The following is a 480-nucleotide window of genomic DNA, read 5'->3' as shown; positions in this document are numbered from 1 at the left end:
AACGTCAAATAGCGTTGTAGTGAATATTGAAAAGAGTACTCTTCAGCTCCATCCGGTGCCTGTAATTGTCCTTGTTGATCATTAGGATAAGTGCACAAATTAGCAACATCGATAGCTCCTCGGCTAATATCGGCGCCATTACATTTGGCATCATTGTGCCCAAATTGAATCAACAGATAATCTCCTTTTCGAACCATAGGCTCCAGATAGTCAAGCCAGCGGCCATTAATGAAATCACGAGAACTACGGCCTGATCGCGCTGCATTCACCACCATCAGAGTTTGATGTTCTTCTAAACGTTCCGCTAATACCTGTCCCCAGCCCATTCTTGGATACACCTCTGGCTCATAATGTGCAGCGGTAGAATCACCGACAATAAATAAACGGGTTGAGGCCTTCTCAATACGCTCAGCTCTATCCGCTAAGGAAGTCGCTGTAGATAAATACTGTGAAATCGGACTGAGATCGATGATCGGACGG

General features: G+C 45.2%; 1 protein-coding gene. It reads right to left on the bottom strand.

Features of this window, described 5'->3' with window-relative positions:
- Window positions 1–480, bottom strand: a 480-nt coding sequence (locus RMT89_RS41055) for a GDSL-type esterase/lipase family protein (protein WP_315888852.1), incomplete at both ends; no start/stop codon positions are given.

The organism is Streptomyces sp. P17 (genome assembly GCF_032436805.1).
Classification (GTDB): domain Bacteria; phylum Actinomycetota; class Actinomycetes; order Streptomycetales; family Streptomycetaceae; genus Streptomyces.
This window is presented reverse-complemented; position numbering and strand designations above follow the sequence as displayed.